This window comes from Marivita sp., assembly GCF_051859345.1.
Taxonomy (GTDB): domain Bacteria; phylum Pseudomonadota; class Alphaproteobacteria; order Rhodobacterales; family Rhodobacteraceae; genus Marivita.
Genome location: NZ_JBHYFV010000099.1, coordinates 1 through 2335 on the forward strand (window position 1 = coordinate 1; position 2335 = coordinate 2335).

At 56.8% G+C, this 2335-nt stretch carries 4 protein-coding genes; 2 read left to right on the plus strand and 2 right to left on the minus strand.

Annotated features, from left to right (window positions below; all coding sequences use genetic code 11):
* On the plus strand, positions 1 to 415 hold a 415-nt coding region (locus tag ACTIEN_RS22170; protein ID WP_439525303.1), incomplete at its 5' end, for a LysR substrate-binding domain-containing protein.
* A gap of 172 nt (positions 416 to 587) precedes the next feature.
* On the opposite strand, the gene ACTIEN_RS22175 is transcribed toward ACTIEN_RS22170, so the two are convergent.
* Positions 588 to 884 carry an AzlD domain-containing protein gene (locus ACTIEN_RS22175; RefSeq protein WP_439525304.1) on the minus strand — a complete coding sequence of 99 codons (297 nt, stop codon included), beginning with the start codon at positions 882 to 884 and terminating at the stop codon, positions 588 to 590.
* A complete protein-coding gene (locus ACTIEN_RS22180) occupies positions 881 to 1600 on the minus strand; it encodes an AzlC family ABC transporter permease (protein WP_439525305.1) in 720 nt (239 codons plus the stop codon). Before ACTIEN_RS22180 ends, ACTIEN_RS22175 begins: the two co-directional genes overlap by 4 nt.
* Before the next feature lie 63 nt (positions 1601 to 1663).
* Here ACTIEN_RS22180 and ACTIEN_RS22185 point away from each other — a divergent pair, with 63 nt between their 5' ends.
* Positions 1664 to 2116 carry an Lrp/AsnC family transcriptional regulator gene (locus tag ACTIEN_RS22185; protein WP_439525306.1) on the plus strand — a complete coding sequence of 151 codons (453 nt, stop codon included), beginning with the start codon at positions 1664 to 1666 and terminating at the stop codon, positions 2114 to 2116.
* Positions 2117 to 2335: the final 219 nt, after the last annotated feature.

The window sequence follows — 2335 nt, forward strand, 5'->3', positions numbered from 1 at the left end:
CTGTCCTTTTGCCATCGACCGGCTGGTCGTGGTCGCCGCGTATGATGACGAATTGGCGGAGCGCAAACATGTCGCCTTTGCCGATATTCTTTCCCGGCAGTTCATCGGCCTGATGGGAAGCGCCTTGCAGGATCACCTTGATGCGCAAGCAGCCAGCCTTGGAGCAAGGCTGAAGATGCGCATACGGATGCGCTCGTTCGAAGGCATCTGTCGCATGGCGGCAGCGGGTGTCGGCGTAGGCATCGTACCGGAAACCGCGCTATCCCGCCTGCCCGGATCGATACATATCGCATCAGTGCGTCTGGTCGATGTGTGGGCGACCCGCAGGCTGTCGATCTGCATCCATGGCGAAGAAGACCTGACGCCTCCGGCGCGAAATCTCTTCGAATATCTGACGTCGACTCCGCGGTTCTGAGGCCCGGGATTCAGGCGACAGCGATCAAATGACCACCGATCACCACCACGCGTATCCGCACACACGAACACATCGGTAGAAGATATCCGTTATGGTGAGAGCTTTGTGATGCGAGGCGCGTGAACAGCGGCTTCTGCAATTTCGCGTCGGGCTACCGGTTTAATGCTAATTGTCACATAGAGTTCATCGCAAGTCCGGCATAGATCGTGACGCCAACAATCATAGTCGCAATGACATTGTTGGTCAGAACTGCCGCTCCAAATGCCGCGGCAGCACCAATCCACGTCTGCACGGGCTGACCTGCCAGTGATGCCGCAACCAGACAGACGACTATCAAGCCGGGAAGTTCATCCAGTACCCACGCATGACGCGATGCGCGGATACGTCCGCCTGCGATCAGTCCGACAACACGAATTGACAACGCCGCAATGGCCAGAATACCGATGACAGCCCAATGCGCGCCGGTCATGCCTCCACCCTTTCAGTTCGACGGCGGATGACCAGAAACACCAGTCCGCACAATGTTCCGACCACGATTGCATACGCTTTGGGCAAGCCCAGCGATACGACAGCGATGGTCGCAGCGGCTGCAACCGCCCAAGGCAGCATTTGCGAGCGTCCGCACCAAAGCCCCCGCGCCATCGCAATAAACGCCGCCGTGAAAGCAAAACCCAAGCCGAACTTTTCAAGATCGGGCAGCACGGCGCCGACCACAGCTCCCGCCGCGGTCGAAGTTGTCCAGACGCTGATCATCACAAAGCCCGATCCCAACAGGAACCGCGCGCCAACGTTAGGGGATTTTGCGCGTTCTGCCATTGTCAGCGCCCAGTTTTCATCACCTGTGACGTGGATCGCCAACAGCTTGGCCCGCAACGACAGTCCTGCGAGCACTTCTGATAGGGACGCGACGATGCCGATGTACCGCAAATTCAGCGCCGCCCCTGCCAGGGCAGCGCCGATCACGGTTTGGGTCGTACCAAATTGTTCCACTGCAACAATTTGCGAAGACCCGGCGTGGACCGAGGCACTCATCAGCCCGACTCCCCACCATGGAAAGCCGACTTGAGCGGCAAGCAGACCGAAAGCAAAGCCGTAGACAGCGGCTCCTAGAGCGAGGGGAAGGATAGCAAAAGCACCGTGTTTCATATCGAATTTAATAGATGATGGACTTGATGTGATATACATTTAAGAATGCATCCAGGTGATGGATTCATATCATGTTTTGCAGTAATCAGGGTTCTGACGATCATGGATGCGACGGATCGCAAGCTTCTCAACCACCTTCAAAAGAATGCAAAGACCCCTGTTCAAGTTCTCGCAGATGCCACTGGCATCTCGACCGCTTCCGTCCAACGGCGCATGCGAACACTGCGTGAAGCGGGTGTGATCAAACGCGAAGTGGCCATCCTTGACCCGAAGCCCTTGGGATTGGGCATCACCGCCATCGTGGCGGTAGAGCTGGAACGGGACCGGCTTGATCAGATTGACGCATTTAAACGCAAAGCGCGTGAAGACCGGCAGGTGACGCATTTCTATTGCATCGCAGGCGAATCCGACTTCATACTTGTCGTGATGGCAAACGATATCGCAGCATACGAGGCCTTCACGCATCGGTTTTTCTTTGCCGACAAAAACGTCCGAAAGTTCCGCACTTCCATCGTGGTTTCAACCGAGAAGGCGACATCGGAATTGCCGATCTGATGGCGGCCAGTGGCGTTGCTCAGCAAATGTTCTCTTTATCCGTGCCGCTGCGGATTGTGCCGTCTGCAACATTTCTGTGTTCAGCAGGCTGGTGTCGCGTGAACACTTCGTCTAGCGCAGCCGCGAAACTGTGCTGCTGAAGCATGGTTGGTGCAATGTGCCGCTCTGCGGCACAGGTCCTGCGACTGAGCTGGCTCATGGGTCAGCGAAAGCCCCGGG

Bases quoted from the DNA above. Each gene is read 5' to 3' on its own strand.
- ACTIEN_RS22175 (WP_439525304.1), bottom strand. From the start codon at position 884: ATGACCGGCGCGCATTGGGCTGTCATCGGTATTCTGGCCATTGCGGCG.
- ACTIEN_RS22180 (WP_439525305.1), bottom strand. From the start codon at position 1,600: ATGTATATCACATCAAGTCCATCATCTATTAAATTCGATATGAAACAC.
- ACTIEN_RS22185 (WP_439525306.1), top strand. From the start codon at position 1,664: ATGGATGCGACGGATCGCAAGCTTCTCAACCACCTTCAAAAGAATGCA.